This window comes from Pseudomonas sp. FYR_7 (assembly GCF_043106155.1).
GTDB lineage: Bacteria > Pseudomonadota > Gammaproteobacteria > Pseudomonadales > Pseudomonadaceae > Aquipseudomonas > Aquipseudomonas parafulva_B.
The window spans coordinates 16260-41431 of record NZ_JBICMI010000014.1 but is presented as its reverse complement, the minus strand read 5'-3'; the positions used below and the strand labels follow the sequence as shown (position 1 = coordinate 41431).

The 25172-nt window shown below is 62.7% G+C and carries 21 protein-coding genes; 13 read left to right on the top strand and 8 right to left on the bottom strand.

Going from position 1 to position 25172, the window contains the following annotated elements; all coding sequences use genetic code 11:
- Positions 1 to 35: 35 nt before the first annotated feature.
- The 6 genes from ACF8R3_RS03320 to edd all read right to left on the bottom strand — a co-directional run bounded on the left by ACF8R3_RS03320 (position 36) and on the right by edd (position 7836).
- The gene (locus ACF8R3_RS03320; RefSeq protein ID WP_058637541.1) at positions 36 to 1322 is read right to left on the bottom strand and encodes an ABC transporter substrate-binding protein; all 1287 of its coding nucleotides are present in this window, start codon (positions 1320 to 1322) and stop codon (positions 36 to 38) included.
- A 103-nt stretch (positions 1323 to 1425) separates the two neighbouring features.
- The gene (locus ACF8R3_RS03315) at positions 1426 to 2676 is read right to left on the bottom strand and encodes an AGE family epimerase/isomerase (RefSeq protein ID WP_392514957.1); all 1251 of its coding nucleotides are present in this window, start codon (positions 2674 to 2676) and stop codon (positions 1426 to 1428) included.
- 141 nt (positions 2677 to 2817) lie between these two features.
- Positions 2818 to 4272 carry an ATP-binding protein gene (locus tag ACF8R3_RS03310; protein ID WP_392514955.1) on the bottom strand — a complete coding sequence of 485 codons (1455 nt, stop codon included), beginning with the start codon at positions 4270 to 4272 and terminating at the stop codon, positions 2818 to 2820.
- On the bottom strand, positions 4253 to 4978 hold the full coding sequence (gene gltR, locus ACF8R3_RS03305; protein ID WP_058604449.1) for a two-component system response regulator GltR: 726 nt from the start codon (positions 4976 to 4978) through the stop codon (positions 4253 to 4255). Before gltR ends, ACF8R3_RS03310 begins: the two co-directional genes overlap by 20 nt.
- Positions 4979 to 5050: 72 nt before the next feature.
- On the bottom strand, positions 5051 to 6013 hold the full coding sequence (locus ACF8R3_RS03300) for a glucokinase (RefSeq protein ID WP_145255695.1): 963 nt from the start codon (positions 6011 to 6013) through the stop codon (positions 5051 to 5053).
- Positions 6010 to 7836, bottom strand: coding sequence for a phosphogluconate dehydratase (gene edd / locus ACF8R3_RS03295; RefSeq protein WP_196124856.1), 1827 nt, complete (start codon positions 7834 to 7836; stop codon positions 6010 to 6012). The genes ACF8R3_RS03300 and edd overlap by 4 nt, the downstream gene beginning before the upstream one ends.
- Before the next feature lie 263 nt (positions 7837 to 8099).
- Between edd and gap the strand changes: the two genes are divergently transcribed.
- From gap to ACF8R3_RS03265, 6 genes are all read left to right on the top strand, one after another.
- Positions 8100 to 9101, top strand: coding sequence for a type I glyceraldehyde-3-phosphate dehydrogenase (gap, locus tag ACF8R3_RS03290; protein ID WP_027913781.1), 1002 nt, complete (start codon positions 8100 to 8102; stop codon positions 9099 to 9101).
- A gap of 203 nt (positions 9102 to 9304) precedes the next feature.
- Positions 9305 to 9820, top strand: a complete 516-nt coding sequence (locus ACF8R3_RS03285; RefSeq protein ID WP_058604445.1) for an RNA polymerase sigma factor — start codon at positions 9305 to 9307, stop codon at positions 9818 to 9820.
- Positions 9821 to 9899: 79 nt separating this feature from the next.
- Positions 9900 to 10862, top strand: coding sequence for a FecR family protein (locus ACF8R3_RS03280; RefSeq protein ID WP_392514952.1), 963 nt, complete (start codon positions 9900 to 9902; stop codon positions 10860 to 10862).
- A gap of 168 nt (positions 10863 to 11030) precedes the next feature.
- Positions 11031 to 13619 carry a TonB-dependent receptor gene (locus ACF8R3_RS03275; RefSeq protein WP_392514950.1) on the top strand — a complete coding sequence of 863 codons (2589 nt, stop codon included), beginning with the start codon at positions 11031 to 11033 and terminating at the stop codon, positions 13617 to 13619.
- A gap of 144 nt (positions 13620 to 13763) precedes the next feature.
- A complete protein-coding gene (locus ACF8R3_RS03270; RefSeq protein WP_058604442.1) occupies positions 13764 to 14357 on the top strand; it encodes a biliverdin-producing heme oxygenase in 594 nt (197 codons plus the stop codon).
- Between the two features lie 51 nt (positions 14358 to 14408).
- Positions 14409 to 14822 carry a YbaN family protein gene (locus ACF8R3_RS03265; RefSeq protein ID WP_058637531.1) on the top strand — a complete coding sequence of 138 codons (414 nt, stop codon included), beginning with the start codon at positions 14409 to 14411 and terminating at the stop codon, positions 14820 to 14822.
- Here the strand turns inward: ACF8R3_RS03265 and arcD (ACF8R3_RS03260) are convergent.
- Positions 14802 to 16229 (bottom strand): arginine-ornithine antiporter, encoded by a 1428-nt coding sequence (arcD, locus tag ACF8R3_RS03260; protein ID WP_196142812.1) that lies wholly within the window; start codon positions 16227 to 16229, stop codon positions 14802 to 14804. The genes ACF8R3_RS03265 and arcD (ACF8R3_RS03260) overlap by 21 nt on opposite strands.
- Positions 16230 to 16655: 426 nt before the next feature.
- Between arcD (ACF8R3_RS03260) and arcD (ACF8R3_RS03255) the strand changes: the two genes are divergently transcribed.
- From arcD (ACF8R3_RS03255) to gltS, 7 genes are all read left to right on the top strand, one after another.
- Positions 16656 to 18083, top strand: a complete 1428-nt coding sequence (arcD, locus tag ACF8R3_RS03255) for an arginine-ornithine antiporter (RefSeq protein ID WP_392514948.1) — start codon at positions 16656 to 16658, stop codon at positions 18081 to 18083.
- A gap of 31 nt (positions 18084 to 18114) precedes the next feature.
- Positions 18115 to 19368, top strand: coding sequence for an arginine deiminase (gene arcA, locus ACF8R3_RS03250; RefSeq protein WP_058604438.1), 1254 nt, complete (start codon positions 18115 to 18117; stop codon positions 19366 to 19368).
- Positions 19369 to 19434: 66 nt separating this feature from the next.
- Positions 19435 to 20445, top strand: a complete 1011-nt coding sequence (locus ACF8R3_RS03245; protein ID WP_058604437.1) for an ornithine carbamoyltransferase — start codon at positions 19435 to 19437, stop codon at positions 20443 to 20445.
- 88 nt (positions 20446 to 20533) lie between these two features.
- Positions 20534 to 21463 carry a carbamate kinase gene (gene arcC, locus ACF8R3_RS03240; RefSeq protein ID WP_078479035.1) on the top strand — a complete coding sequence of 310 codons (930 nt, stop codon included), beginning with the start codon at positions 20534 to 20536 and terminating at the stop codon, positions 21461 to 21463.
- Between the two features lie 48 nt (positions 21464 to 21511).
- Positions 21512 to 21880, top strand: a complete 369-nt coding sequence (locus ACF8R3_RS03235; RefSeq protein WP_078479036.1) for a DUF5064 family protein — start codon at positions 21512 to 21514, stop codon at positions 21878 to 21880.
- A gap of 71 nt (positions 21881 to 21951) precedes the next feature.
- A complete protein-coding gene (locus tag ACF8R3_RS03230; protein ID WP_058637527.1) occupies positions 21952 to 23460 on the top strand; it encodes a sigma-54-dependent transcriptional regulator in 1509 nt (502 codons plus the stop codon).
- A 164-nt stretch (positions 23461 to 23624) separates the two neighbouring features.
- Positions 23625 to 24824, top strand: a complete 1200-nt coding sequence (gene gltS / locus ACF8R3_RS03225; protein ID WP_058637526.1) for a sodium/glutamate symporter — start codon at positions 23625 to 23627, stop codon at positions 24822 to 24824.
- Between the two features lie 79 nt (positions 24825 to 24903).
- Here the strand turns inward: gltS and ACF8R3_RS03220 are convergent, their stop codons facing one another.
- Positions 24904 to 25170 (bottom strand): bacteriocin immunity protein, encoded by a 267-nt coding sequence (locus ACF8R3_RS03220; RefSeq protein WP_196126953.1) that lies wholly within the window; start codon positions 25168 to 25170, stop codon positions 24904 to 24906.
- Between the last annotated feature and the right edge of the window lie 2 nt (positions 25171 to 25172).

Genomic DNA, 25172 nt, shown 5'->3' with positions numbered 1-25172 from the left:
CGCCCGGCACCGAGCCGCACTAGCCCGCCCGTGGGCTACTTGGCTGCTCGGATGGCGGCTGCCAGCTTCTTCGCAGCGTCAGCCGGATCGGCCTTGGGGTCGTTGATGTAGTTGGTCACCACATCGAAGAAAGCGCCCTGCACGGCCAGCGTCGTGGCCATGTTGTGCGCCATGCTCGGTTGCAGGCCGCCGGTCTTGGCGTCGGCGAGGAAGTCCTTGGCCGAGGTCTGGGCACACGCATCGAACCCATACTTGCCCATGTCGGCGAGCATGTCGTTGCGCACCGGGATCGAGCCCTTGTTGGTGCTGAACACCTTCTGGAACTCCTCACCCAGCACCTTGCGGGCGATATCCTGCTGGCCGGCAGCAGTGCCCTCATTGCTCTGCTTGAACACCACCAGCGAATCGATGTTGTACAGGAAGGCCTTCTCGGTGCCGGGGAACGGCACGCACTGGTAGTCCTTGCCGGCGGTTTTCTTGGCCAAGGTCCATTCGCTCTTGGCCCAGTCGCCCATGATCTGCATGCCGGCCTTGCCGTTGATGACCTTGGCAGCTTCCAGGTTCCAGTCCTGGCCTTTGCCATCAGGGTCCATGTACGTGGCGACTCGCTTGAGTTCGGTCAGGGCCCTGATCATGTCGGGGCCGGTCAGGGCGTCGTTGTCCAGGTCGACCAGGGCTTTCTTGTAACCGTCGACACCCATCACCGACAGCACGACGCTTTCAAAGACCGTGCTGTCCTGCCACGGCTGGCCACCGTGGGCGAGCGGGATGATGCCTGCGGCCTTGAGCTTGTCGGCAGCGGCATAGAACTCATCGAGGGTGGCGGGTGCCTTGTCGATGCCGGCCTTCTTGAAGGCTTCAGGGTTGATCCACAGCCAGTTGGTACGGTGGATGTTGACGGGAACGGCTACATAGTCGCCGTCGTACTTCACGGTGTCGGCGACTTTCTTGTCCAGCAGTGCATCCCACTTTTCCTGCTTGGCCACCTCCTTGAGCACGTCGCTGTCGAGCAGGCCGGTCGCGGCCCAGTCCTGGATGTCGGGGCCCTTGATCTGCGCGACGCCTGGCGGATTGCCAGCCACCGCTCGGCTTTTGAGCACGGTCATGGCGGTAGCGCCGCCACCGCCGGCCACGGCCCCGTCCTTCCAGGTGAAACCGTCTTTCTCGACCTGAGCCTTGAGCACATCGACGGCCGCTTTTTCACCACCGGACGTCCACCAGTGCACCACTTCGACGGTGCCCTTGGCATCGGCAGCGTGCGCAGTCAGGGGGAACAGGGAAGCCAGGGAGATCGCGGCAGCGAGACGAAGGTAGGAAGTCATTTCTACACCTTATTGTTGTTATGCCGTGCAAGTCGTGCGCTTGCGTTGCATGGAGTCTAAACAGCGTGCGCGCACCGCCAGGTAACGAAGCGATGCGCGAATGTCATCGTTTGGTTACATTCAAGGCCACACCGGTCGCCAGGCTGCGTGCCAAGGGCAGGCCGGGTAGCACCAGGGCCTGGTAGGCATGGTACAGGTCGGGCTTGCCGGGCCAGATCGTGCCGGCTGGACGGTTGTCGACATCGAGTTCGTGGTGCCAGCTGCCGCCTGCAAGGTCGATGAAATGCTCGGATATGAAGTCCCAGCAGCGCCGGTACCACTGCTCGAAGCGCGCCTGCCCCGTGCGCTGCAACAGGGCCGCTGCGCATGCGCAGGCTTCAGCGTGAACCCAGTGCAGCCGCGCGCGAACCCGCGGCCGGTCATCCCAGCCAAGGGTGTAGACGAGGCCAGGCTGGCCATCAACGCCCCACGCCTGTTCGCAGGCGGTGTCGAACAGGGTGCGGGCACTGTCGACCAGCCAGGGCGGGGGCGCGTGCCCGCAGTGGGCCAGGCTGGCCTCCAGGTGAAGCAAAAGCCTCGCCCACTCGAAAGCATGCCCTGGCGTCGTGCCATAGGGGCGAAAGTGGTCGGCCGGGTGTGCTTGGTTGTAATCCTTGAGCGGCTGCCAGGCAACGTCGAAGTGTTCCACCACTCGATAGCCGTTGGCAGCGGCGTGGGTATGGATGATGCGCTCGGCAATGCGCAGGGCGCGTTGCAGCCACACAGGGTTGCCGGTTACATCGGCCAGGGCCAGGAACGCCTCGGTCGCGTGCATGTTGCTGTTGGCGCCGCGGTAGGGCTCAGGCGTCTGCCAGGTGCGATCATAGGCTTCGCGAAGCGCACCTTCCTCTTCGCTCCAGAAATGCCGCTCGATGACGCCGATGGCGTCGGTCAGCAATGCCTCGGCGCCCTCGACGCCCGCCACGACGGCAGAGCTGGCCGCCAAGGCGACGAAAGCATGCAGATACGCTGCCTTGCCGCTTCCCTCGCAGCCGCCCGCCTTGGCAAACCAGCCGCCGTAGCGCGCATCCCTCAGGGGGCCACGCAGGGCAGTCACACCGTGGGCAGCCAGCCCCAGACAGCCCGGTATGCCCTGAAGGTGAGCCAGGGCGAAACAGTGGGTCATCCGGGCAGTGGTCAGGGTCTGGGCGCTTGCATCATCGGCAAGCCTGCCTGCCGCATCCAGGTCACCAAACCCTTCTGCCAGCTTTGCAGCCCTGGCGAAGGCCAGTAACCGCTGCCCCTCGGCCAGGCGCCATGCAGTGTGCCCAGGCGCTTGGAGCCAGGACACCTGTGAAGAAAGATCATTGTTCATCGCCAGCGAGGTCCTTGGCAGTCGTGTGGCGATTCTAGCCAGCCAGGCCACGGGGGATGTCACGAACGCGGGTATGATTGTCACGTGCCTGTGACGTTCGACCATCTGCGCGCAGCTGCACGTTCAACGCGTGCAGGTGCGTCAATCCACGCCCCGTGGCAGGTACAAGGTCACCCGCAAGCCGCCTTCGCGCAGGTTGAGCAGGCTGACCTCGCCGCCGTGGCTGTGGGCGATATTGCGGGCAATGCCCAACCCCAGCCCGTAGCCTTGCTGATGACCAGCCAGCCGCACATGGGGCTCGAACACCTGCTCCATCTGCTGTTGCGGCACCCCCGGCCCTTGATCATCGACCTGCAGCACGAAGCCTGCCGCACCGTCGATGATGCGCAGCCGCGCTCGCTCGCCGTACTTGATGGCGTTGTCGATCAGGTTGCCGATGCAGCGCCGCAATGCCAGCGGCTTGCCTGGATACGGCGCCAGGGCATGCCCTTCGAGGGTGATTCGACCGTCTCGCAGGTACGGCTCAGCCAGCAGTTCGAGGACCTGATTGAGGTCCACCAGCTCGATGTTCTCGTGAATGTCGGTGTCCTTCACGCATTGCAGCGCGCCCTTTACCAGCAGCTCCAGTTCGTCCAGGTCCTGGCTGAACTTGGCTTGCAGGTGTTCGTCTTCAAGCAGCTCGACACGCAGGCGAAGCCGGGTGATGGGCGTGCGCAGATCATGGGAGATGGCGCTGAACAGTTGGCTACGCTCGGTGAGGTAACGGCTGATGCGTTCGCGCATGCTGTTGAAGGCCCGGCCCACCTCCACCACCTCGCTGCCGCCGCCTTCGGCCACTGGCGCTACATCGGCGCCCAGTGACAGCTCGCGCGCTGCACGGGCCAGGCGCTTGAGCGGCCAGCTCTGCCAATGCACCAGCAGCCCGATGAACAGCAACAACAATGCCGTGGTCAGGACGATGAAGCCGATCTGCTGACGCGGCAGACGCTCGGCTTCCAAGCTGGTGTAGGGCTCGGGCAACAACGAGGCGATGTACAGCCATTCGCCTTCGGCCAGACGAATCTGGGTGACCAGCACCGGCGGGTTGAGCGGTTCGAGGGTGAGTGAGTAATGCGCCCATGACCTTGGCAACTCGTCGAGCTTGAGCCCACTGTTGAAGATGCGCAGTTCATCGGGGTCGACGAATTCGACGGAGATGTCCATCTGCGGCCCGAGACGCTCATGCAGCACCTGCTGGAACACCTCCACCACGGCCTGCTTGCGCGGCGTGACAGGCAGTACCTGCATATCCAACGGCTTGGCGTTCAGCGAAACAAAAAACCGCGTGCCCCCCATGCTGCGCAACTGGTCGAGCACCATCGGCCGGTAAGCCACGGGCAGTGAACGAAAGTAACTGACGCTGGCGCTCATGGAGTGGGCCAGGCTGCTGGCACTGGCACGCAGCCCTTGCAACTGGCTGGCGCGCAGCTGGGCCACCCAGATGATGCTCGACAATCCTTGCGCCAGCAGAACCACCAGCAAGGTCAGCAGCAGCATGCGCCCCAGCAGCGAGCGTGGCAGCAGGCGCCAGCGCCGCTCAGGGTGCAGTGCAGACATGGGTCGCCAGCAGGTAGCCGCTGCCGCGCACGGTGCGGATCAGCCGGGGTGGCTTTTCGGTGTCGCGCAAGCGCTGGCGCAGACGGCTGACGGCCATGTCCACGATGCGGTCCAGTGGCATCGGCTCTCGCCCTCGGGTGGCGTTGCCGATGGTATCGCGGTCGAGAATCTGCTGGGGGTGGTCCAAGAATAGCTTGAGCAGCGCAAAGTCCGCACCCGAAAGAATCACCTCCTCTCCATCGCGGTGGAACAGGCGATGGCTGACCGTGTCGAGCCGCCAGTCGTCGAATGCCAGCACCGCCCCGCCCGGCGCTGCCTGCCCGAACTCGGCGCGGCGTAGCAAGGCTTTGATGCGGGCCTGCAGCTCGCGCGGGCTGAACGGCTTGCCCAGGTAGTCATCGGCGCCAAGCTCAAGCCCGATGACCCGATCGGTCTCGTCCGAGCTTGCCGTCAACATGATGATGGGTACCCTCGCCTGGCGCGGGTGCTGGCGTACCCAGCGGCACAGGCTGAAACCGTCCTCGTCCGGCAGCATGACGTCCAGGATCACCAGGTCACACGCTGTGGTGTCAAGGGCATGACGAAACCCGGCACCATCGGCCTGGGCATTGACCTGAAAGCCCGAACGGCTGAGGTAGGTTTGCAACAATTCGCGAATTTCCTGATCGTCGTCAACCATCAGGATGGATTTGCCGGCAGTGCTCAAGGGTATGTCCTTTTGTGCTGGCGGGTCTTGTTGCCCGCTGATCTGTGTCGCCTTGCAGGGGTACCCGTGCGGTTAGCCTTGATCCAAGGCTTGCTGCAAGGCCACGCCAGCGCCCAGCAGCCCGGAAAACTCGGCCGTCACCAGCCACACGGGCACGCCTTCGAAGTAACCGCTCATGCAGCCTTTGTCGCCGAAGCTGGCGGTGAAACCGCTGCGCAGGAACAGCTCGGCAAAACGCGGGATCACGCCGCCGACGATATATACCCCACCGCGCGCGCCCAGGGTAAGCACGTTGTTGCCCGCCACCCGCCCCAGGAACCGGCAGAACTGCTCGATCACCGCTCGCGCCCGCGGCTCGCCGCCCAGGGCTGCATCGGTGATCTGCGCCGGTGAAGTGTGCCGCGGGTTTTCGCCATCCAGGGCGCAGATGGCCTGGTACAGGCGCACGAGCCCGCCGCCGCTGAGCACGGTCTCGGCACTGACGTGGCCGATCTGGCCATGGATGTATTGGTGGATCGCCGCCTCTCGGGCATTGCCCACGGGCAGATCGACGTGCCCGCCCTCGCCTGGCAAGGCATGCCAGTGCTTGCCCCCCAGGCGCAACAGCGAGCCGACACCCAGGCCTGTACCCGGGCCGATGACCAGCGCCGGGCGCAGCGGATCGGCCTGCCCTGGGCATACTTCCCGAAACTCACCTTCGCGCAGGCGGGTCATGCCAAGGGCCATTGCGGTGAAGTCATTGATCAGCAACAGGTGCCCGATCTGTAACCGCTGGCAAAAGGCGGTCCGGCTCAGGCGCCAGTGGTTGTTGGTGAAGCGAAACTCATCGCCATCGACCGGGCCGGCTACGGCCAGGCAAGCGGCGGCTATACCACCACGGGGGATGGCCAGGGCTTCTAGATACGCCTCGATGGCCTGTTCGGGGCTTGTGTAGTCCTCGGTGGCGAAAACCTTCACCTCGTGCAGCTGGTTGTCACGCCATAACGCAAAACGGGCATTGGTGCCGCCGATGTCGCCAACCAGCAGGTCATTCATTTCAGGTTCTCCAGGGCAGAGGTAAAGGCGCTGGCGCCCTGCTCTGCCGGGCTGAACGCCATGCGCATGAAACCGAACAGCTCGCGCCCGCAACCCAGGTCATTGCCCTGGGGCGCGGTCGCCAGGTCACGCTGGGCCAGCTCGTCGGCCGGTACCATCACCCGCAACGTACCTTCAGCGCCATCGACCCGCACGATATCACCATCGCGCAGCCGTGCCAGCGGGCCGCCATCATAGGCTTCGGGGCACACATGAATGGCGGCGGGTATCTTGCCCGATGCACCGGACATGCGCCCATCGGTCACCAGGGCTACCTTGTAACCGCGATCCTGCAACACGCCAAGGAATGGGGTGAGTTTGTGCAGTTCAGGCATGCCGTTGCAGCGCGGGCCCTGGAAGCGCACCACCGCGACGAAGTCCCGCTCCAGCTCGCCTGCCTTGAAGGCATCGGCCAATGACTGCTGATCGTGGAAGATGCGCGCCGGCGCCTCGACTACACGGTGCTCCGGTGCCACGGCGGAGACTTTCATCACGCCACGCCCCAGGTTGCCTTCCATCACCCGCAATCCCCCTTCGGCGGAGAATGGCCGCGCCACGGGCCGCAGGATGCTTTCGTCCAGGCTCTGCTGCGGCCCTTCGCGCCAGACCAGCTTGCCGTCCTCCAGGAACGGCTCCTGGGTATAACGACGCAGGCCGCGGCCGGCGACGGTGTTGACGTCCTCGTGCAGCAAGCCGGCATCGAGCAGCTCGCGGATCAGGAAGGCCATGCCGCCGGCGGCCTGGAAGTGGTTGATGTCGGCCTTGCCGTTGGGGTAGACGTGGGACAGGGTCGGCACCACGTCGGACAGATCGGCCATGTCCTGCCAGGTCAGTTGGATACCGGCGGCCTGGGCGATGGCCGGAATGTGCAGGGTATGGTTGGTGGAGCCGCCTGTGGCATGCAGGGCCACGATCGAGTTGACCAGCGCCTTCTCGTCGACGATCTCGCCCAGGGGCATGAAGGTGCCGCTGGCCTTCGTCATGCGCGTGACCTGTTGTGCAGCCTCGGCGGTCAGTGCGTCGCGCAGCGGCGTGTAGGGGTTGACGAAGGAGGCACCCGGCAGGTGCAGCCCCATCACTTCCATCACCAGCTGGTTGGTGTTGGCCGTGCCGTAGAAGGTGCAGGTGCCAGGGCCGTGGTAGGACTGCATTTCCGATTCCAGCAGTTCCTCCCGGCTGGCCTTGCCTTCGGCATAACGCTGGCGCACATCGGCTTTCTGCTTGTTGGAAATACCCGAGACCATCGGCCCGCCCGGTACGAACACCGTGGGCAAGTGGCCAAAGCGCAAGGCTCCCATCATCAGGCCTGGCACTATCTTGTCGCAAATGCCCAGCATCAGGGCCGCATCGAACATGTTGTGGGACAACGCCACGGCAGTGGACATGGCGATCACTTCACGGCTGGCAATTGCCAGTTCCATGCCCGGCTCGCCCTGGGTGACGCCATCGCACATGGCCGGCACACCGCCGGCGAACTGGCCCACCGAGCCGACTTCGCGCAGGGCATGCTTGATCTGTTCGGGAAAATGCAGGTAGGGCTGATGGGCCGACAGCATGTCGTTGTAGGCCGAGACGATGGCCACGTTGGCCGCGTTCATCAGGCGCAGGGTCTGTTTGTCCTCGCTGCCGCAACCGGCCACGCCATGGGCGAAGTTGGCGCATTGCAGGCTGGCACGCATCGGGCCCTCGCTGGCGGCCCCGCGGATCAGCTGCAGGTAGCGTTCGCGGGTGGCGCGACTACGCTCGACCAGCCGTTGGGTGACCTCAAGGATGCGCGGGTGCATGTACTGGACTCCAGGCTAATTGTAAGGGCGGTTTACCAAGTGACCGTGCCCTGCCGATTGCCGCCTAGGCTCAAAGGGACAGGCGCGCACTGCTTCGGAAGGCTCACGATCGAACCGCTCGTTGTAGGTTTAAACAAAATACTGCCACTAAAAAGGCTTGTTTTCTATCTGCAACTGAATAATCTTGTAATTCCAACAACAAAACCGTTTCAGTGAAGCACCTTTGTGCCACAGGTTTGACTCGGACTGCCAGAGGTATCGCCATGACCCTTCGCATCGCCATCAACGGATTCGGCCGCATCGGGCGCAATGTCCTGCGCGCACTCTATACCCAGGGCTACCGCCAGGACATGCAGGTCGTCGCCATCAACGACCTGGGCGACAGCACCATGAACGCCCACCTGCTCAAGTACGACAGCGTGCACGGCACCTTCGAGGCCAGCGTCGAAGCCGACCACGAAAGCCTCACCGTCAACGGCGACCGCATCGCGGTCAGCGCCATTCGCAACCCGGCTGAACTGCCCTGGAAAGCCCTGGCGATCGATGTGGTCTTCGAATGTACGGGGCTGTTCACCGAGCGCGACAAGGCTGCTGCGCACATCGCCGCCGGCGCAGGCAAGGTGATCGTCTCGGCGCCAGCCAAGGGCGCTGATGCCACCGTGGTGTATGGCGTCAACCACGACGTGCTGCGCGCCTCGCACCAGGTCATCTCCAACGCTTCCTGCACCACCAACTGCCTGGCGCCCATTGCCCAGGTGCTGCACCGCGAGTTCGGTATCGAGCAAGGCCTGATGACCACCATCCACGCCTACACCAACGACCAGGTGCTGACCGACGTGTACCACAGCGACCCTTATCGCGCCCGTTCGGCCACCCAGTCGATGATCCCGAGCAAGACCGGCGCCGCCGAAGCCGTGGGCCTGGTATTGCCGGAACTGGCTGGCAAGCTCACCGGCATGGCCGTGCGGGTACCGGTGATCAACGTGTCGCTGGTGGACCTCACCGTCAACCTCAAGCGCGAAGCCACGGCCGAACAGGTCAACCAGCTGTTCCTGGAGGCCAGCAAGCATTCGCGGGTACTGGGCTACAACGCCCTGCCCCTGGTCTCGTGCGACTTCAACCACAACCCGCTGTCGTCTATCTTCGATGCCAATCACACGCGGGCCAACGGGCGCATGCTCAAGGTGCTGGCCTGGTACGACAACGAGTGGGGCTTCTCCAACCGCATGCTGGACAACTGCCTGGCGCTCTGTCGCGCGCAGTAACGGCTGTGCCAGCACGTGCTGGCCACTGGAAAGGGCCACACGGCTGGCACTCAATGCTGGGGTATATAGCCCGTATCGTCGTAGCCGCTTCGCGGCTTCGGCAAGACCCGCGGCGCCGTTACGATTTGCCTACAGAGTGCAGCTTGACCTCAAGCAGGGATGATAAGCATTATCATTGGCCGCTTGTCAGGTCAGGTCGCTCCGTGAGTCAGTCCCGGTTCAATTCCGTATTCCTCAGCCAGAGGCCCATCTTGCTGCGCACGCTCCAGCGTATGGTCGGCAACCCTTGTACCGCCGAAGACCTGCTCCAGGAAACCTACCTGCGCGTCTCACGCGCACTGGGCGAGCGTTCGGTCCAGCACATCGAACCTTTCGTCTTTCAGACCGCGCGCAATCTTGCGCTCGACCATTTGCGTGCCCGCCGCGTACAGGCCCGAACCCTGGTCGAAGACGTCTCTGACGAGGTGGTAAACAATGTCGCCGTGCCCGCCAGCAGCAACGAAGAGGCTGCGCATGCCGAGCACCTGCTCCGTCACCTGAGCGAAAGCCTGAAGCAACTGACCCAGCGCCAGCAAAGGATCTTCACGCTAAGCCGGCTGCACGGCGCCACCTATCTTGAAATCGCCCAGCAGCTGGGGGTTTCTGCGAGCACGGTGCAAAAGGAACTGAAGTTGATCATGGGTATCTGCCTGGGTGTTGCCCAGCGCCTGGACGATTGACGGGCCGCCGCGATGAGGCCTGCTTGCCACATCACGCCAGCGCCCTGATCATCTGCGCACGCCCGCTCAAGGATTCACCGTGACCGACAGCCCCGAACATCCTCCATCACCTGCCACGCCCGATGCGCGTCGTCGCGCCACGGACGAGGCCTTGGCATGGCTGGTGCGTCTTGAAACCGCCGAGCCTGCCGACCACCTTGCCTTCGAAACCTGGCTGCACGCCAATCCTGAGAATGCTGAAGCGTTCGTGCAGGCCGAGGCCTTGTGGAACGGTGCAGCGCTCAAGCAGGCCGCTGCACAGCTGCAGGGCCACCCACTACGCCCTCGCGCCGGTCGTCTGCGTCGCCATTGGAAACCGCTGGCCACCGCCGCCGCGCTGCTGGTAGGCCTGTTCATGTTCGGCAACGTGCCAGTGCGCCTACAAGCTGATCACCTGACGGTCGTGGGTGAACGTCACCGGGTGGAACTGCAGGACGATGCCCGGGTGCTGCTCAATACCCAATCAGCGTTAGCCAGCGACCGCGGCGACGGGCAACAGGTCGCCCGCCTGCTGCAAGGCGAGGCATACTTCCAGGTCCCCAAGGGCGCGCCGGCCCCGCTTGAGGTGCAGGCCGGCCCACTGCGCGCCCAGGCACGCGACACTGATTTTGCCGTCCGCCTGCTCGATGGCCAAGCTTGGGTCAAGGTGCAGCGCGGCGACGTCGACGTACAAGGAGGTCGCGATCAGCGTATCCGTTTGCAGGCCGGCGAGAGTATTCGCGTCGGGCCCGACGGGTTCGGTGCACGCAGGCAACTGGACATGCGCAAGGACCTGGCCTGGGTCGATGGGCGCCTGGTCTTCGAAAACTGCCCCTTGAGCCAGGTGCTGGCCGAGCTGCGCCGCTATTACCCCGGCTGGATCATCAATCGCAATGAGCGGCTGGAGAAGATCGCCGTCACCGGCAACTACCGCCTCGACCAGCCGCTTGAGGCGCTACGTGCGTTGGCCCACATCACCTCGGCACAACTGCATGAGTATCCGGCGCTGGTCATCCTGAACTAAGGCGCCTGCCCACGCGCGGCAGCGCGCCACACGCCCAGCTGGGCGCAGGCGATTTATTTTTACGCGATAGCACCCCCCTGTCCGTCTCGTCATAGCCAATGCAATTGATTCTTGTTCAATCAAGAACGCACACCCTATGAACAGTTCGCGCGTCAGGGAGCGCTTTCGATGCCCACCAGTCCTATCCGTTCGACCCTACGTCCCCGCCTGAAGGGGCAACTGTCCCTGTTATCACTCGCCTTGCTCACCACAGGCGCCTACTCCCTCCCCACGCTGGCGGCCGAGCCAGCGTCGGTGAGCACCTCGCGCGTGGGCGCTTACCACTTCGGCATCGCCCAACAGCCGCTGGTATCGGCCATCAATGCGTTCAGCCAGGTCACGGGCTGGCAGGTGGGCTTCGACGCCCGCCTGGCCGAAGGGGTCGCCTCCCCCGGCATACAAGGTGCACTGCCCCCGGAGCAGGCACTCAAACACCTGCTACAGGGTACTGGCCTGGTCCCGCGCACCATCAGCCGCGGCAACGTGGTGCTCGAGCGCCAGTCAGGTCGCGGGGCCATAGACCTGCAACAGGTGACCGTCAGCGCTACCCGCAGCGCCCAGGACGTGAGCCAGGTCCCCAGTACGGTCAGCGTGCAGACCCGAGAACAACTCGACCGGCAGAACGTCAACACCCTCCAGGACCTGGTGCGCTACGAGCCGGGCGTCTCGGTGGCGGGGACCGGGCAGCGTAGCGGCCTGAACGGCTACAACATTCGCGGCATCGACGGCGAACGGATACTCACCCAAATCGACGGTGTGGCCATCCCGGACAGCTTCTTCTACGGGCCCTACGCCCAGACCCAGCGCAATTACGTCGACCCGGAAATCATCAAGCGTGTGGAAATCCTGCGCGGCCCAGCCTCGGTGCTCTACGGCAGCAATGCCATCGGCGGTGCGGTGAGCTATTTCACCCTTGATCCTGAAGACATCATCAAGCCCGGCCGAGACGCTGGTGCACGACTGAAAACCGGCTACAGCTCAGCCGATGACAGTTGGCTGACGTCCGCCACCGTAGCTGGTCGTGAGGGCAGCCTGGACGGCCTGCTGCACCTGAGCCAGCGCAACGGTCACGAAACCCAGAGCCATGCCGATCACGGCGGCGTGGGCCTTGCACGCACCCGCGCCAACCCGGTGGATGCGCGCACCACCAACGTGCTGGCCAAGCTGGGCTGGGATTACGCCGACGACGCCCGGCTGGGCGTGACCTACGAACGCTTCAAGGACGACCGCGACCAGAACCTGCTCAGCGCAGTAGGCGGGCCGTTCATCCCGGGTTTTGGTGCCAGGAATTCGTACCGCATGCGCCAGGGCAACGACACCATCACCCGCGAGCGCTTCGGCCTGAACCACCGTTTCGGCCTGGACAGCCTTTTCGCGGACGAGGTCAAGTGGAGCCTGAACTACCAGATCGCCAAGACCGATCAGCGCACCGACGAGCTGTACGTCGCTTCGGGGCGTCAGGTACTGCGCGACCGCCAGACCACCTACAAGGAACGCCAGTGGATCTTCGATGCCCAGCTGGAGAAGGCCTTCAGCCTTGGCCAGACCGATCACTCGCTGACCTATGGCACCACCCTCAAGCACCAGAACGTCACCGGGGCGCGCAGCGGTACTGGCACGTGCGTGAACATCGGCGGCACTTGCCGGGGTATCGGCCAGGACAGCCCGCGCGACGGCCAGGCGCTGGTCAGCGACTTCCCGGACCCGACCGTCAATACCTACAGTTTGTTCGTTCAGGACGAGGTTCGCTGGGGCAACTGGACGTTCCTGCCAGGTGCGCGCTACGACTACACACGCATGGCGCCTCACTTTACCGACGCCTTCCTGCGCGGGCTTGACGCCAGCGGTACGGCCCCGGCTTTCCAGGATGATTCGGACAAAAAGTGGCACCGCGTGTCGCCCAAGCTGGGGGTGACCTATGCCTTCAACGACCACTACACCGGATACGCGCAATACGCCCAGGGCTTCCGCACGCCCACGGCCAAGTCCATGTACGGCAAGTTCGTGAACCTGGAGCAAGGCTACCGCGTGGAGGGTAACCCTGGCCTGCAGCCTGAGCGCAGCAAGGGCCTGGAAACCGGCCTGCGCGGCCGCTTCGACGCGGGCAGCTTCGATGTGGCGGTCTACTACAACAAGTACCGCGACTTCATTGACGAAGACGCCGTGCAAGGCGCCAACCTCGAGCAGACATTCCAGGCCAACAACATCAAGCGCGCGACCATCAAAGGTGCCGAGGTAAGAGGCCAGCTGGAACTCGACCGGTTTGGCGCGCCAGCGGGGCTGTATGCACAAGGCTCCCTGGCGTACACCTACGGGCGCAACGACGACAGCGGCCAGCCGCTCAACACCGTCAACCCGCTCAAGGGCGTCGTGGGCCTGGGCTACACGCAGGGCGACATGGGTGGGCTGCTGAGCTGGACGCTGGTCAAGCGCAAGACGCGGGTCGACGACAGCACCTTCTATTCGCCCGATGGCTCGGCGTCGAAGTTCCGCACGCCCGGCTATGGCGTACTGGACCTGACCGGCTTCTACAACGTCACCGATGACATCACGGTGAACGCTGGCCTGTACAACCTCACCGACAAGAAATACTGGCAGTGGGACTCGGTGCGCAGCTACGACGGCCAGGGGGAGGCCGCGGTGACCCAGCCGGCCAACATCGACCGCCTGAGCATGCCGGGCCGTAACTTCGCCATCAACGTGGTGTGGGATATCTGAGGCGCTGGCGCAGCTGGGGCCGGCCGGGCCGCTGTGCACCCGGCTTGGCTCCCAGCACCCACGCCTGCTCCTGCAGGCTTTTTACGCCCCCGCTCCTGTTGATTCGTCTTGTATTGAAACGCTTTGCTTTCCAAGGACTGCATCATGAACAACCGCGCTTCTTCGCTTACCCAACGCCTGAACCTGGTGACCCAGGCGCCCCATGCCGCACTCGACGCCCTGGTCAAATCCCATGCGCCATTCGATAGCCGCGAAAGTTTTGCCCGCTTCGTGGTTGCCCAGTACCTATTCCAGGCCGAACTGCAGCCGCTTTACAACGACCCGCAATTGATCGCCCTCCTACCCGACCTTGCCGAGCGCTGTCGAGCCCGTCAGGCGCGTCAGGACCTGGCGGACCTGGACATGCAGGCGCCTGCCGAGCTACCGGGGGCGGTGCAACGTCCAAGCATGGCAGAGGCACTAGGCTGGATCTTCGTGTCCGAAGGCTCCAAACTGGGCGCCGCGTTTCTGATCAAGCGGGCCGCGGCGCTGGGCTTGTCGGAGACCTTCGGCGCCCGTCACCTGGGCGAGCCCGCCGGTGGGCGCGCCGAAGGCTGGAAGCAGTTCACGCGAACACTCGATGGCCTGATACTGTCAGCTGAAGAAGAGGCGGCTGCCGAACACGGCGCCGTCGCAGCGTTCGAGCGCTTCACCGTCTTGCTCAAACAGGCCTATGCCATGAATGCCGAGCAGGCTTGAAACACTTTCAAGGCCCTCTGACCGGGGGCCGTTCGTTCTAGCAGTGAGCCCATGACCCAACCTGCCCGCTCCAAAATTGCCCGTCTGCTGTATGCGATCCTGGCTTACGCAAGCCTGGGGGTAGGCCTGGTCGCCATTGTCGTTCCGGGCTTGCCGACCACCGAATTCATCCTGTTGTCGGCGTGGGCGGCCACGCGAAGCTCGCCTCGCCTGTCCGCCTGGCTCGAAAGCCACCGGTTGTTTGGCCCTATCCTGTACAACTGGCGCAACGGCAAGGTGATCCAGCGGCGGGCCAAGGTCAGTGCGACGGTCAGCATGTTGCTCTGCGCGGTTTTGATGCTGGTGTTTCTTGAGCATCACTGGCCGGTATTCCTGGCCATTGCCGGTATGAGCCTGGGCAACCTGTGGATCTGGTCGCGACCGGAACGGCCGTTCACAGCCGGCTCACAGGCTCAGCAACCCTGACCAGAGGGCATAGCCTGCCAGCGCCGCACCCGATAGCACGGCGGCGAAGATCAGCTTCTCTGTCAGCGTGAAAAGCTTAAGCCCTTGCTCATGTTTGGCCCGGGCAAACAGGATCACCCCCGGCGCGTACAACAGTGCCGAGAGCAGCAGGTACTTCAGGCCACCGGCATACAGCAGCCAGACGGCGTACCCAACCGCGAGCGCGGCCACGAGCAGGTCCTTGCGCCGCTGGGCCGGTTGGCCTTCGTAAGTCTCTCCCCGCACGGCCAGCGACATGGCGTAGGCGGCGGACCACAGGTACGGCGCCAGAATCATGGACGAGGCCAGGTAGATCAGGCTGGTATAGGTACCGGCGGACACCAGCGTGATCAGTAAAAAACCCTGGATCATGCCGTTGGTCAGCCACAGTGCATTGGCAGGTACCTGGTTGGCGTTCTCCTGGGCAAGGAAACGGGGCATGGTCTGGTCGCGCGCCGTGGCGTAGAGAATCTCGGCACACAACAGCGCCCACGACAGTAACGCCCCCAGCAACGACACCGCCAGCCCCAGGCTGATCAGCAACGCGCCCCAAGGGCCGACGATGTGGGCCAGGACCGCCGCCAGCGAAGGGTTCTGCAAGCCGGCCAGCTCCGGTTGCGTCATGACCCCTAGGGAGAGGACGTTGACCAGTACCAGCAGTGCCAGCACACCCACGAAGCCGATGACCGTGGCCCTGCCCACGTCGGCCCGCCGCCGAGCCCTGCCTGAGTACACACTGGCGCCTTCGATACCGATGAAGACGAACACCGTTACCAGCATCATGTTGCGCACTTGCTCGAGCACGCTGCCGAACGCCGGATTGCCCAGCCCCCAGATGTCCTGGGTGAAGATATCCAGGCGAAAAGCGCAGGCCGCGATGACGACGAACAGCACCAGCGGCACCACTTTGGCCACCGTGGTGACCAGGTTGATGAACGCCGCCTCGCGAATCCCGCGCAATACCAGAAAATGCACCGCCCACAGCAACACCGAGGCACATCCGATGGCCACTGGGGTATTGCCTTCACCGAACACCGGGAAATAGAACCCAAGGGTGCTGAACAACAGCACGAAATAGCCGACGTTCCCCAGCCAGGCACTGATCCAGTAGCCCCACGCAGAGGAAAACCCCATGTAGTCGCCGAACCCAGCCTTGGCATAGGCATACACGCCTGAATCCAGTTCAGGCTTGCGGTTGGCCAGCGTCTGGAAGACGAAGGCCAGGGCCAGCATGCCCACGGCAGTGATCCCCCAGCCAATCAGCACCGCCCCGGCCTGGGCACGGGCCGCCATGTTCTGGGGCAAGGAGAAAATGCCGCCTCCGATCATCGAACCCACGACCAGCGCCACCAATGCCCCTAGACGCAGTTTCTGTCCTTGTTCGCCCATAGGTCTCCAAATATTTCCTGACAGTGTTGCAGTTGTAACAAGACGCTGTTTATTAATAGAGGCTGACCTCAATTACAGCCGTACTCTCATTTAGCCACTAAGCCATTAACGTCTAAGCGTGCGGTTGTTAAGAACTCCAGAGTGCCAACCGGTTCACACTATTTCGATAAAAGCATAAATACCGGTAAAAAATTTGCGCTCTGCCCAGAAGCGACTAGTTTCAACCTTCGCAGGGCAGAGGGATGAAGCGTAGCAAGACATGGAGGTGCCAGCGTACAAGGCCTGCAGCCATGGCAGTCGGCAATCTCCAGGAGTTCGGTAAGGTAATTCAACGCCCTTACCTTGCAATGCACTGATCCATATCAGCGTATGGCCACGGCATCAGATTTAATCTGTGGCCAACTTCCTCCTGGCAGGAGTTGTTAAATGTCTGATTCTCCCGCAAAACTAAAACTCGGTGCGTTAGTTGCGCTGGTCGTCGGCTCGATGATCGGTGGCGGCATCTTTTCCCTTCCGCAGAACATGGCCGCCAGCGCCGGCGTAGGCGCAGTGTTGATTGGCTGGGCTATCACCGCCGTGGGCATGCTGACCCTGGCTTTCGTATTCCAGACGCTGGCCAACCGCAAGCCTGACCTTGACGGCGGAGTCTATGCGTATGCCAAGGCCGGTTTCGGCGATTACATGGGCTTTTCTTCGGCCTGGGGCTACTGGATCAGTGCCTGGCTGGGGAACGTCGGCTATTTCGTGCTGTTGTTCAGTACCCTGGGCTACTTCTTCCCGGTATTTGGCGAGGGCAACACGCCGGCCGCGATCATCGGCGCCTCGATCCTGCTGTGGGCAGTGCATTTTCTGGTGCTGCGAGGCATCCGTGAAGCGGCGTTCATCAACCTGGTTACCACGGTGGCCAAGGTGGTGCCGTTGGTGCTGTTCGCGCTGATCTGCCTGTTCGCCTTCCGGCTGGACGTCTTCACCGCCGATATATGGGGCACCGGTACACCTGAACTGGGCGGCGTGATGAATCAGGTGCGCAACATGATGCTGGTGACGGTGTGGGTGTTCATCGGCATCGAAGGCGCGAGCATCTTCTCATCCCGTGCGGAAAAACGCTCCGATGTGGGCAAGGCCACCGTCATCGGCTTCATCACCGTGCTGTTGTTCCTGGTGCTGGTCAATGTGCTGTCGCTGGGCATCATGACCCAGCCTGAACTGGCAGGGTTGCAGAACCCCTCGATGGCGGCCGTGCTCGAGCACGTGGTCGGCCACTGGGGCGCCGTGCTGATCAGTGTCGGCCTGATCATCTCGCTGCTCGGTGCGCTGCTGTCCTGGGTGCTGTTGTGCGCCGAGATCATGTTCGCCGCTGCCAAGGACCACACCATGCCGGCCTTCCTGCGCCGCGAGAACGCCAACCAGGTGCCTGCCAACGCCTTGTGGCTGACCAACGCCATGGTGCAGATCTTCCTGGTGATCACGCTGTTCTCCAACAGTACCTACCTGTCGCTGATCTACCTGGCCACTTCGATGATCCTGGTGCCCTACCTGTGGTCGGCGGCCTACGCCGTGTTGCTGGCGGCGCGCAGTGAAACCTACCAACAGGCGCTGGCCGAACGCCGCAAGGACCTGTTCATCGGCAGCGTCGCCCTGCTCTATGCCATCTGGCTGCTGTATGCCGGCGGAGTGAAATACCTGCTGCTCTCGGCGCTGCTGTATGCCCCTGGCGCCATCCTGTTTGCAAAGGCCAAGCGTGAAGTGGGCCAACCCGTCTTCACCCCCGTGGAAAAACTGATTTTCGCAGCCGTGGTCGTCGGTGCCCTGGTGGCAGCCTTCGGCCTGTACGACGGCTTCCTGACGCTGTGATCCCTCTTCGACTCAATGGAGGATTCAAACCATGTCCGCTGAAAAACAGAAATACGGTGTGCATTCCGAAGCCGGCAAGCTGCGCAAGGTCATGGTGTGCGCGCCGGGCCTTGCGCACAAGCGCCTGACCCCGACCAACTGCGACGAGCTGTTGTTTGACGATGTGATCTGGGTGGATCAGGCCAAGCGTGACCACTTCGATTTCGTCACCAAGATGCGCGAGCGGGGTGTCGATGTGCTGGAAATGCACAACCTGCTGACCGACATCGTGCAGCAACCCGAAGCGCTCAAATGGATACTGGACCGCAAGATCACCCCCGACACCGTCGGGGTAGGCCTGACCAATGAGGTGCGCAGTTGGCTCGAAGGCATGGAGCCGCGTCATCTGGCTGAATTTTTGATTGGCGGTGTGGCTGGCCAGGATCTGCCGCAAAGCGAAGGCGCCGAAGTGGTCAAGATGTACAACGACTACCTGGGCCATTCGAGTTTCATCCTGCCACCGTTGCCCAATACCCAATTCACCCGCGACACCACCTGCTGGATCTACGGGGGCGTCACGCTCAACCCCATGTACTGGCCGGCACGGCGCCAGGAAACGCTGCTCACCACCGCCATCTACACGTTCCACCCGCAGTTCACAGGCGCCGACTTCCAGGTCTGGTACGGTGACCCGGACAAGGACCATGGTCAGTCCACCCTCGAAGGCGGTGATGTCATGCCCATCGGCAACGGCATCGTGCTGATCGGCATGGGCGAGCGCACCTCTCGCCAGGCCATCGGCCAGTTGGCGCAGAGCCTGTTCGCCAAGGGCGCCGTGCACAAGGTCATCGTCGCCGGCTTGCCCAAGTCCCGCGCCGCCATGCACCTGGACACCGTGTTCAGCTTCTGCGACCGCGACCTGGTCACGGTCTTCCCCGAGGTGGTCAGCGAGATCGTACCGTTCATCATCCAGCCCGACGAAAGCCGGCCCTATGGCATGGACGTGCGCCGCGAGCACAAGTCGTTCATCGAGGTTGTGGGCGAACAGCTGGGTGTGCGCCTGCGGGTGGTCGAAACCGGCGGCAACAGCTTTGCCGCCGAACGCGAGCAATGGGATGACGGCAACAACGTGGTGGCGCTGGAGCCAGGCGTGGTCATTGGTTACGACCGCAACACCTACACCAATACCTTGCTGCGCAAGGCCGGGGTCGAAGTGATCACCATCAGTGCTGGCGAACTGGGCCGCGGCCGCGGCGGAGGCCACTGCATGACCTGCCCTATCGTTCGCGACCCCATCGATTACTGACGTCCATCAACCAGGCCGCCCCTACCCGGTAGCGGCCCGGCGTTCACCACACCCAGGAGAAAAGTCATGGCGTTCAACATCCACAACCGCAACCTGCTCAGCCTGGAACACCACAGCACCCGTGAGCTGCGTTACCTGCTGGACCTGTCCCGCGACCTCAAGCGGGCCAAGTACACCGGCACCGAACAGCAGCACCTCAAGGGCAACAACATTGCGCTGATTTTTGAAAAAACCTCCACGCGTACCCGTTGTGCTTTCGAAGTGGCCGCTTACGACCAAGGCGCCAACGTCACCTACATCGACCCGAACTCCTCGCAGATCGGCCACAAGGAAAGCATGAAGGACACCGCTCGCGTGCTCGGGCGCATGTACGACGCAATCGAATACCGCGGCTTCAAGCAGGAAATCGTCGAAGAACTGGCCAAGTATGCCGGCGTGCCAGTATTCAATGGCCTGACGGATGAATATCACCCTACCCAGATGATTGCCGACGTGTTGACCATGCGCGAACACAGCGACAAGCCGCTGCATGACATCAGCTACGCCTACCTGGGCGATGCGCGCAACAACATGGGCAACTCGCTGCTGTTGATCGGCGCCAAGCTGGGCATGGACGTGCGCATCGCTGCGCCCAAGGACCTCTGGCCCCACGATGACCTGGTGCAACGTTGCAAGCAGTACGCCGAGCAAAGCGGTGCCCGCATCACCCTCACCGAAGATGCCAAGGCCGCCGTCAAGGGCGTGGACTTCATTCATACCGACGTGTGGGTATCGATGGGCGAACCCATCGAAGCCTGGGGCGAACGCATCAAGCTGCTCAAGCCCTACCAGGTCAACGCCGAGCTGATGAAGGCCAGCGGCAACCCCAGGACCAAGTTCATGCACTGCCTGCCGGCGTTTCACAACTGCGAGACCAAGGTGGGCAAGCAGATCGCCGAGCAGTACCCGGACCTCACTAACGGCATCGAAGTGACCGATGACGTGTTCGAGTCCCCGGCCTGCATTGCGTTCGAGCAAGCGGAAAACCGCATGCACACGATCAAGGCGATTCTGGTGTCGACACTGGCCGATCTGTAGATCGCCGCCTGCTTTGGCATTGCGGCTGTTAGCGGGCCGCATTAGCCGTCCTGCAGCCGCTCACGACTTTCGATAAAGGACATTCTCCATGCGTATCGTTGTTGCACTAGGCGGCAATGCCCTGCTGCGCCGTGGCGAGCCCATGACCGCGCAAAACCAGCGCGCCAACATTCGTACCGCTGCCGAGCAGATTGCCAAGATCCACCCCGGTAACGAGCTGGTAATCGCCCATGGCAATGGCCCGCAAGTGGGCCTGCTGGCCTTGCAAGGGCTGTCGTACAAGCCCGACGAGGCCTATCCGCTGGACGTGTTGGGCGCCGAAACCGAGGGCATGATCGGCTACATGATCGAGCAGGAACTGGGCAACCTGCTGGACGTCGGCGTGCCGTTTGCCACCCTGCTGACCCAGGTCGAAGTGGACGCCGAGGACCCTGCGTTCAAGGACCCGAGCAAGTTCATCGGCCCGGTCTACAGCAAGGATGAAGCCCAGCGCCTGGCCGCTGAAAAGGGCTGGGTGGTCAAGCCTGACGGGGACAAATACCGCCGGGTGGTGGCAAGCCCCAGGCCCAAACGCATCTTCGAAATCCGCCCTATCAAATGGCTGCTCGAAAAGGGCAGCATCGTGATCTGTGCCGGCGGCGGCGGCATCCCGACCCTCTACGATGAACACCGTAAGCTCAAGGGTATCGAGGCGGTGATCGACAAGGACCTGTGCTCTGCACTGCTGGCCGAACAGCTCGAGGCCGACCTGCTGATCATTGCCACCGATGTGGAGGCGGCGTACATCGATTTTGGCAAGCCGACCCAACGCGCCATCGCCCAGGCCCACCCTGACGAGCTGGACACGCTAGGTTTCGCGGCAGGTTCGATGGGGCCCAAGGTGCAGGCGGCCAGCGACTTTGCCCGGCACACGGGCAAGGTGGCGGTGATCAGCTCGCTGGCCAATATCGAGCGCATCGTGACCGGTACCGCCGGCACGCGGGTTTCGACCGCTGCCCCTGGGATCAGCTACCGTTGAATACCGTCGGCGGGCCATGTGCCCGCTCAATCTCATACAGGAGAGCCCATGGCCAAATATGAACCCGGTCACGTCCACATCGAGCGCACTGCGCTCAACAGCAGTGACCACAGCTATGACCTCAAGGTGGACTACGAGGCCTTTACCGACCCCCGTGAGGGCAGGGGTATTCAATTCCACATGAAGGGCAGTATCGAGGGCAAGCCTGTCGACGAGGCTTTCTTTCTGCCCAAGGATCAGGTGCTGCCCAGTTTTCTGATGCAACTGAGTCGCCGCGCCCAGGCTTACCTGGCCCCACCGAAGAAATTCGAAAGCCTGGCTTCACCCCACAGGATCTACGACTGGATGTTCGAGGACATCCGCGCCAAGCTGGACGTGAAGTCCGGTGACCCCATCAAGCCTGAGCATCTGGAGTAGGACGCGACCCGTCACGAGCAGGATCCGCTTGAGGCATACTAGCGCCCTACCCGGCCATTTCGTATTGCCCCATGCGTATCCATGTCAGCTTCATCGACCGCGTCGGCATCACTCAGGAAGTCCTGGCGCTGCTCGGTGCGCGCAACCTCAACCTCGATGCCGTGGAGATGGTGCCGCCGAACGTCTACATCGACGCACCGACCCTCAGCCCCGCCGTGCTGGAAGAGCTGCATGACGCCTTGTTCGACGTACAGGGTGTGAAGGCAGTGGAGGTGGTCGACATCCTGCCGGGGCAACGTCGTCACCTGCAGCTCGATGCACTGCTGGCCGCCATGAGCGACCCAGTGCTGGCGGTGGACAGGGCCGGCAAGGTGTTGCTGGCCAACCCTGCGCTGGTGGCGTTGTGTGGTCGGGAGTCGGCCGGGCGCTGCGTAGGCGAGTTGTTTGGCGACCCGGGCCTGCTGCAAGCGTTGCTCGACAGCAACTTTCACCTGCCCATGCGCGAAATGCAGCTCAATGGCCAGAGCCTGCTGCTCGACGCCATGCCAATCACCCACACCGGCGGCCTGCTGACACTTTACCCGCCCACGCGATTGGGTGAGCGGCTATCAGCCCTGCGCCACGATCATGCCGAGGGTTTCGACGCCCTGTTGGGCGAATCACCCGCCATCCGTACCCTGAAGGCTCGGGGCTTGCGTGTGGCTACCCTGGATGCACCGCTGTTGGTGCATGGCGAGACCGGCACCGGCAAGGAACTGGTGGCCCGCGCCTGCCACGCGATCAGCAGCCGTCACGCGGCTCCCTTTCTGGCCCTGAACTGCGCCGCCTTGCCTGAAAGCCTGGCCGAGAGCGAACTGTTCGGTTATGCACCAGGCGCCTTCACTGGCGCTCAGCGCGGCGGCAAGCCAGGGCTGATGGAGCTGGCCAACCAGGGCACGGTGTTTCTCGATGAGATCGGCGAGATGTCCCCCTACCTGCAAGCCAAGCTGCTGCGTTTTCTCAGTGACGGCAGTTTCCGCCGCGTGGGGGGCGACCGGGAAGTGAAGGTCAACGTGCGTATCATCAGCGCGACCCACCGTAACCTGGAGCAGATGGTGGCCGAGGGCACGTTCCGCGAGGACCTGTTCTACCGCCTCAACGTGCTGAACCTGCAGGTTCCCCCCCTGCGTGACCGCGGCCAGGACATCCTGATGCTCGCGCACTTCTTCATGCAGCAGGCCTGCACACAGATCCAGCGGCCTGCCTGCAGGCTCACCCCCGCCACCCACAGCGCCATGCTGGCTAACCCTTGGCCGGGCAATGTGCGGCAATTGCAGAACGTGATCTTTCGCGCCGCCGCTATCTGCGAAAGCAACCTGGTGGACATCGGCGATTTGGACATCGCTGGCACGTCTGTCAGTCGCACCCATGAGGGCGACGTGGCCAGCCTGGAACAGGCCGTGGGTGATTTCGAGCGTGAGCTGTTGCAACGGCTGTATACCAGCTACCCCTCGACCCGATTGCTGGCGGCCCGGCTGCAGACCTCACATACCGCCATTGCCCAACGCCTGCGCAAATACGGAATTCCTGGAAAAACCTGAGGTTGACGACAATTCCCTCTGTTTTAGCAGACTTGTCCTAGGCGTTCCCCGGATACGTCTTTCGTCACGCCTCGTAGAATGGTGCCAGTGCAATCCTGCCTGTCACCCCGCCAGACCGCCCCAGAGCGGTCAGCGGTCCGTTATGGATTCAACGAGAGTACCTGATGTTCGAACTCGATTTTTACGGCACGCTGGTGGCCGCTTCCCTGGTGCTGCTGCTAGGTCGCAGTCTGGTCGCACGCATAGGTTTTCTGCGTGCCTACAACATCCCTGAACCGGTCGCCGGTGGCCTGGTGGTCGCGATTGCCCTGCTGGTGCTGCGCACCTTCGACGTGCAAGTTCACTTCGACACCTCCCTGCAGACACCTTTGATGCTGGCATTCTTCGCCACCATCGGCCTGAACGCCGATTTTGCCAGCCTGAAAAAAGGTGGGCGTGCGGTGGTCCTGTTCCTGGCGGTGGTGACCGGCCTGCTGGTGGTGCAGAACGCCTTGGGCATCGGTCTGGCCACGGCGCTGGGGTTGGACCCGTTGATGGGTCTGCTGGCCGGCTCGATCACCCTGTCGGGAGGCCATGGCACCGGTGCTGCGTGGGGCGCCACCTTCACTGAAAAGTTCGGCCTGGCCTCGGCCTCGGAGCTGGCATTGGCCTCCGCCACGTTCGGGCTGGTCTTGGGCGGCTTGATTGGCGGCCCCGTGGCCCGCCTACTGATCAAGCGGGTCGCGACCCCTGGCTTGGCTAACAACACGCCTCAGTTGCCCTCAGGCTTCGAGCAGCCGGAGAAAGAACGCCTGATCACCTCGTTTTCCGTGATCGAGACGCTTGCCCTGATTGCAGTGAGCCTGTTGACCGGTACCGTGCTAAATGAGCTGCTCAAGGGCACTGCCTTCGAGTTGCCAAACTTCGTCTGCGTATTGTTCGTGGGCGTACTGCTGCGCAATGGCCTGTCAGCCTTCGGCTTTTATCAGGTGTTCGAGCGGGAAGTGTCGGTACTGGGTAATGTGAGCCTGTCGTTGTTTCTGGCCATTGCGTTGATGTCGTTGAAACTGTGGGACCTGGCTGCACTGGCACTGCCTTTCTTTGTGCTGCTGGCGGCGCAGACCCTGCTGATGGCGCTGTTTGCCATCTTCATCACCTTCCGGGTCATGGGCCGCACCTACGACGCGGCTGTCCTGTCCGCCGGCCATTGCGGCTTCGGACTGGGTGCAACGCCTACCGCAATCGCGAACATGCAAGCGGTGACCCAGCGGTTCGGGCCTTCGCACGTGGCATTTCTGGTGGTGCCGATGGTGGGGGCGTTCTTCATTGACTTGATCAATGTGGTGGTGATCAAGGTGTATCTGGCGCTGCCGTTTTTTCAATAATGAACCTGTGATGGCGTTGCCGAACCGGTAAGCTGAAAGACTCCCGCACGATGAGCTGCGGGAGTCGTCTGTTTTGGATTCAGGATGGCTTGAAACCTGGAAGCCCCTGCTCAGCGCGCCACCGTTTCACTTCGTCAACTACCGCTTGAGGGGAGCTTGCAATTCCGACTCTATGGGGTCGATATATTAAGTTCCACTTTGCAGGATGCTGCGCCAAACGATCAAATTCGAGTACGCCGCGCGTATGCTCTTTATCATTCGGAAAGTATTTCGGGTCACCGTGATACAAGGCATACACCAATTGAAAAAACTCTTGCTCGGTATAATCAGTTATTTCTTTAGGCATTA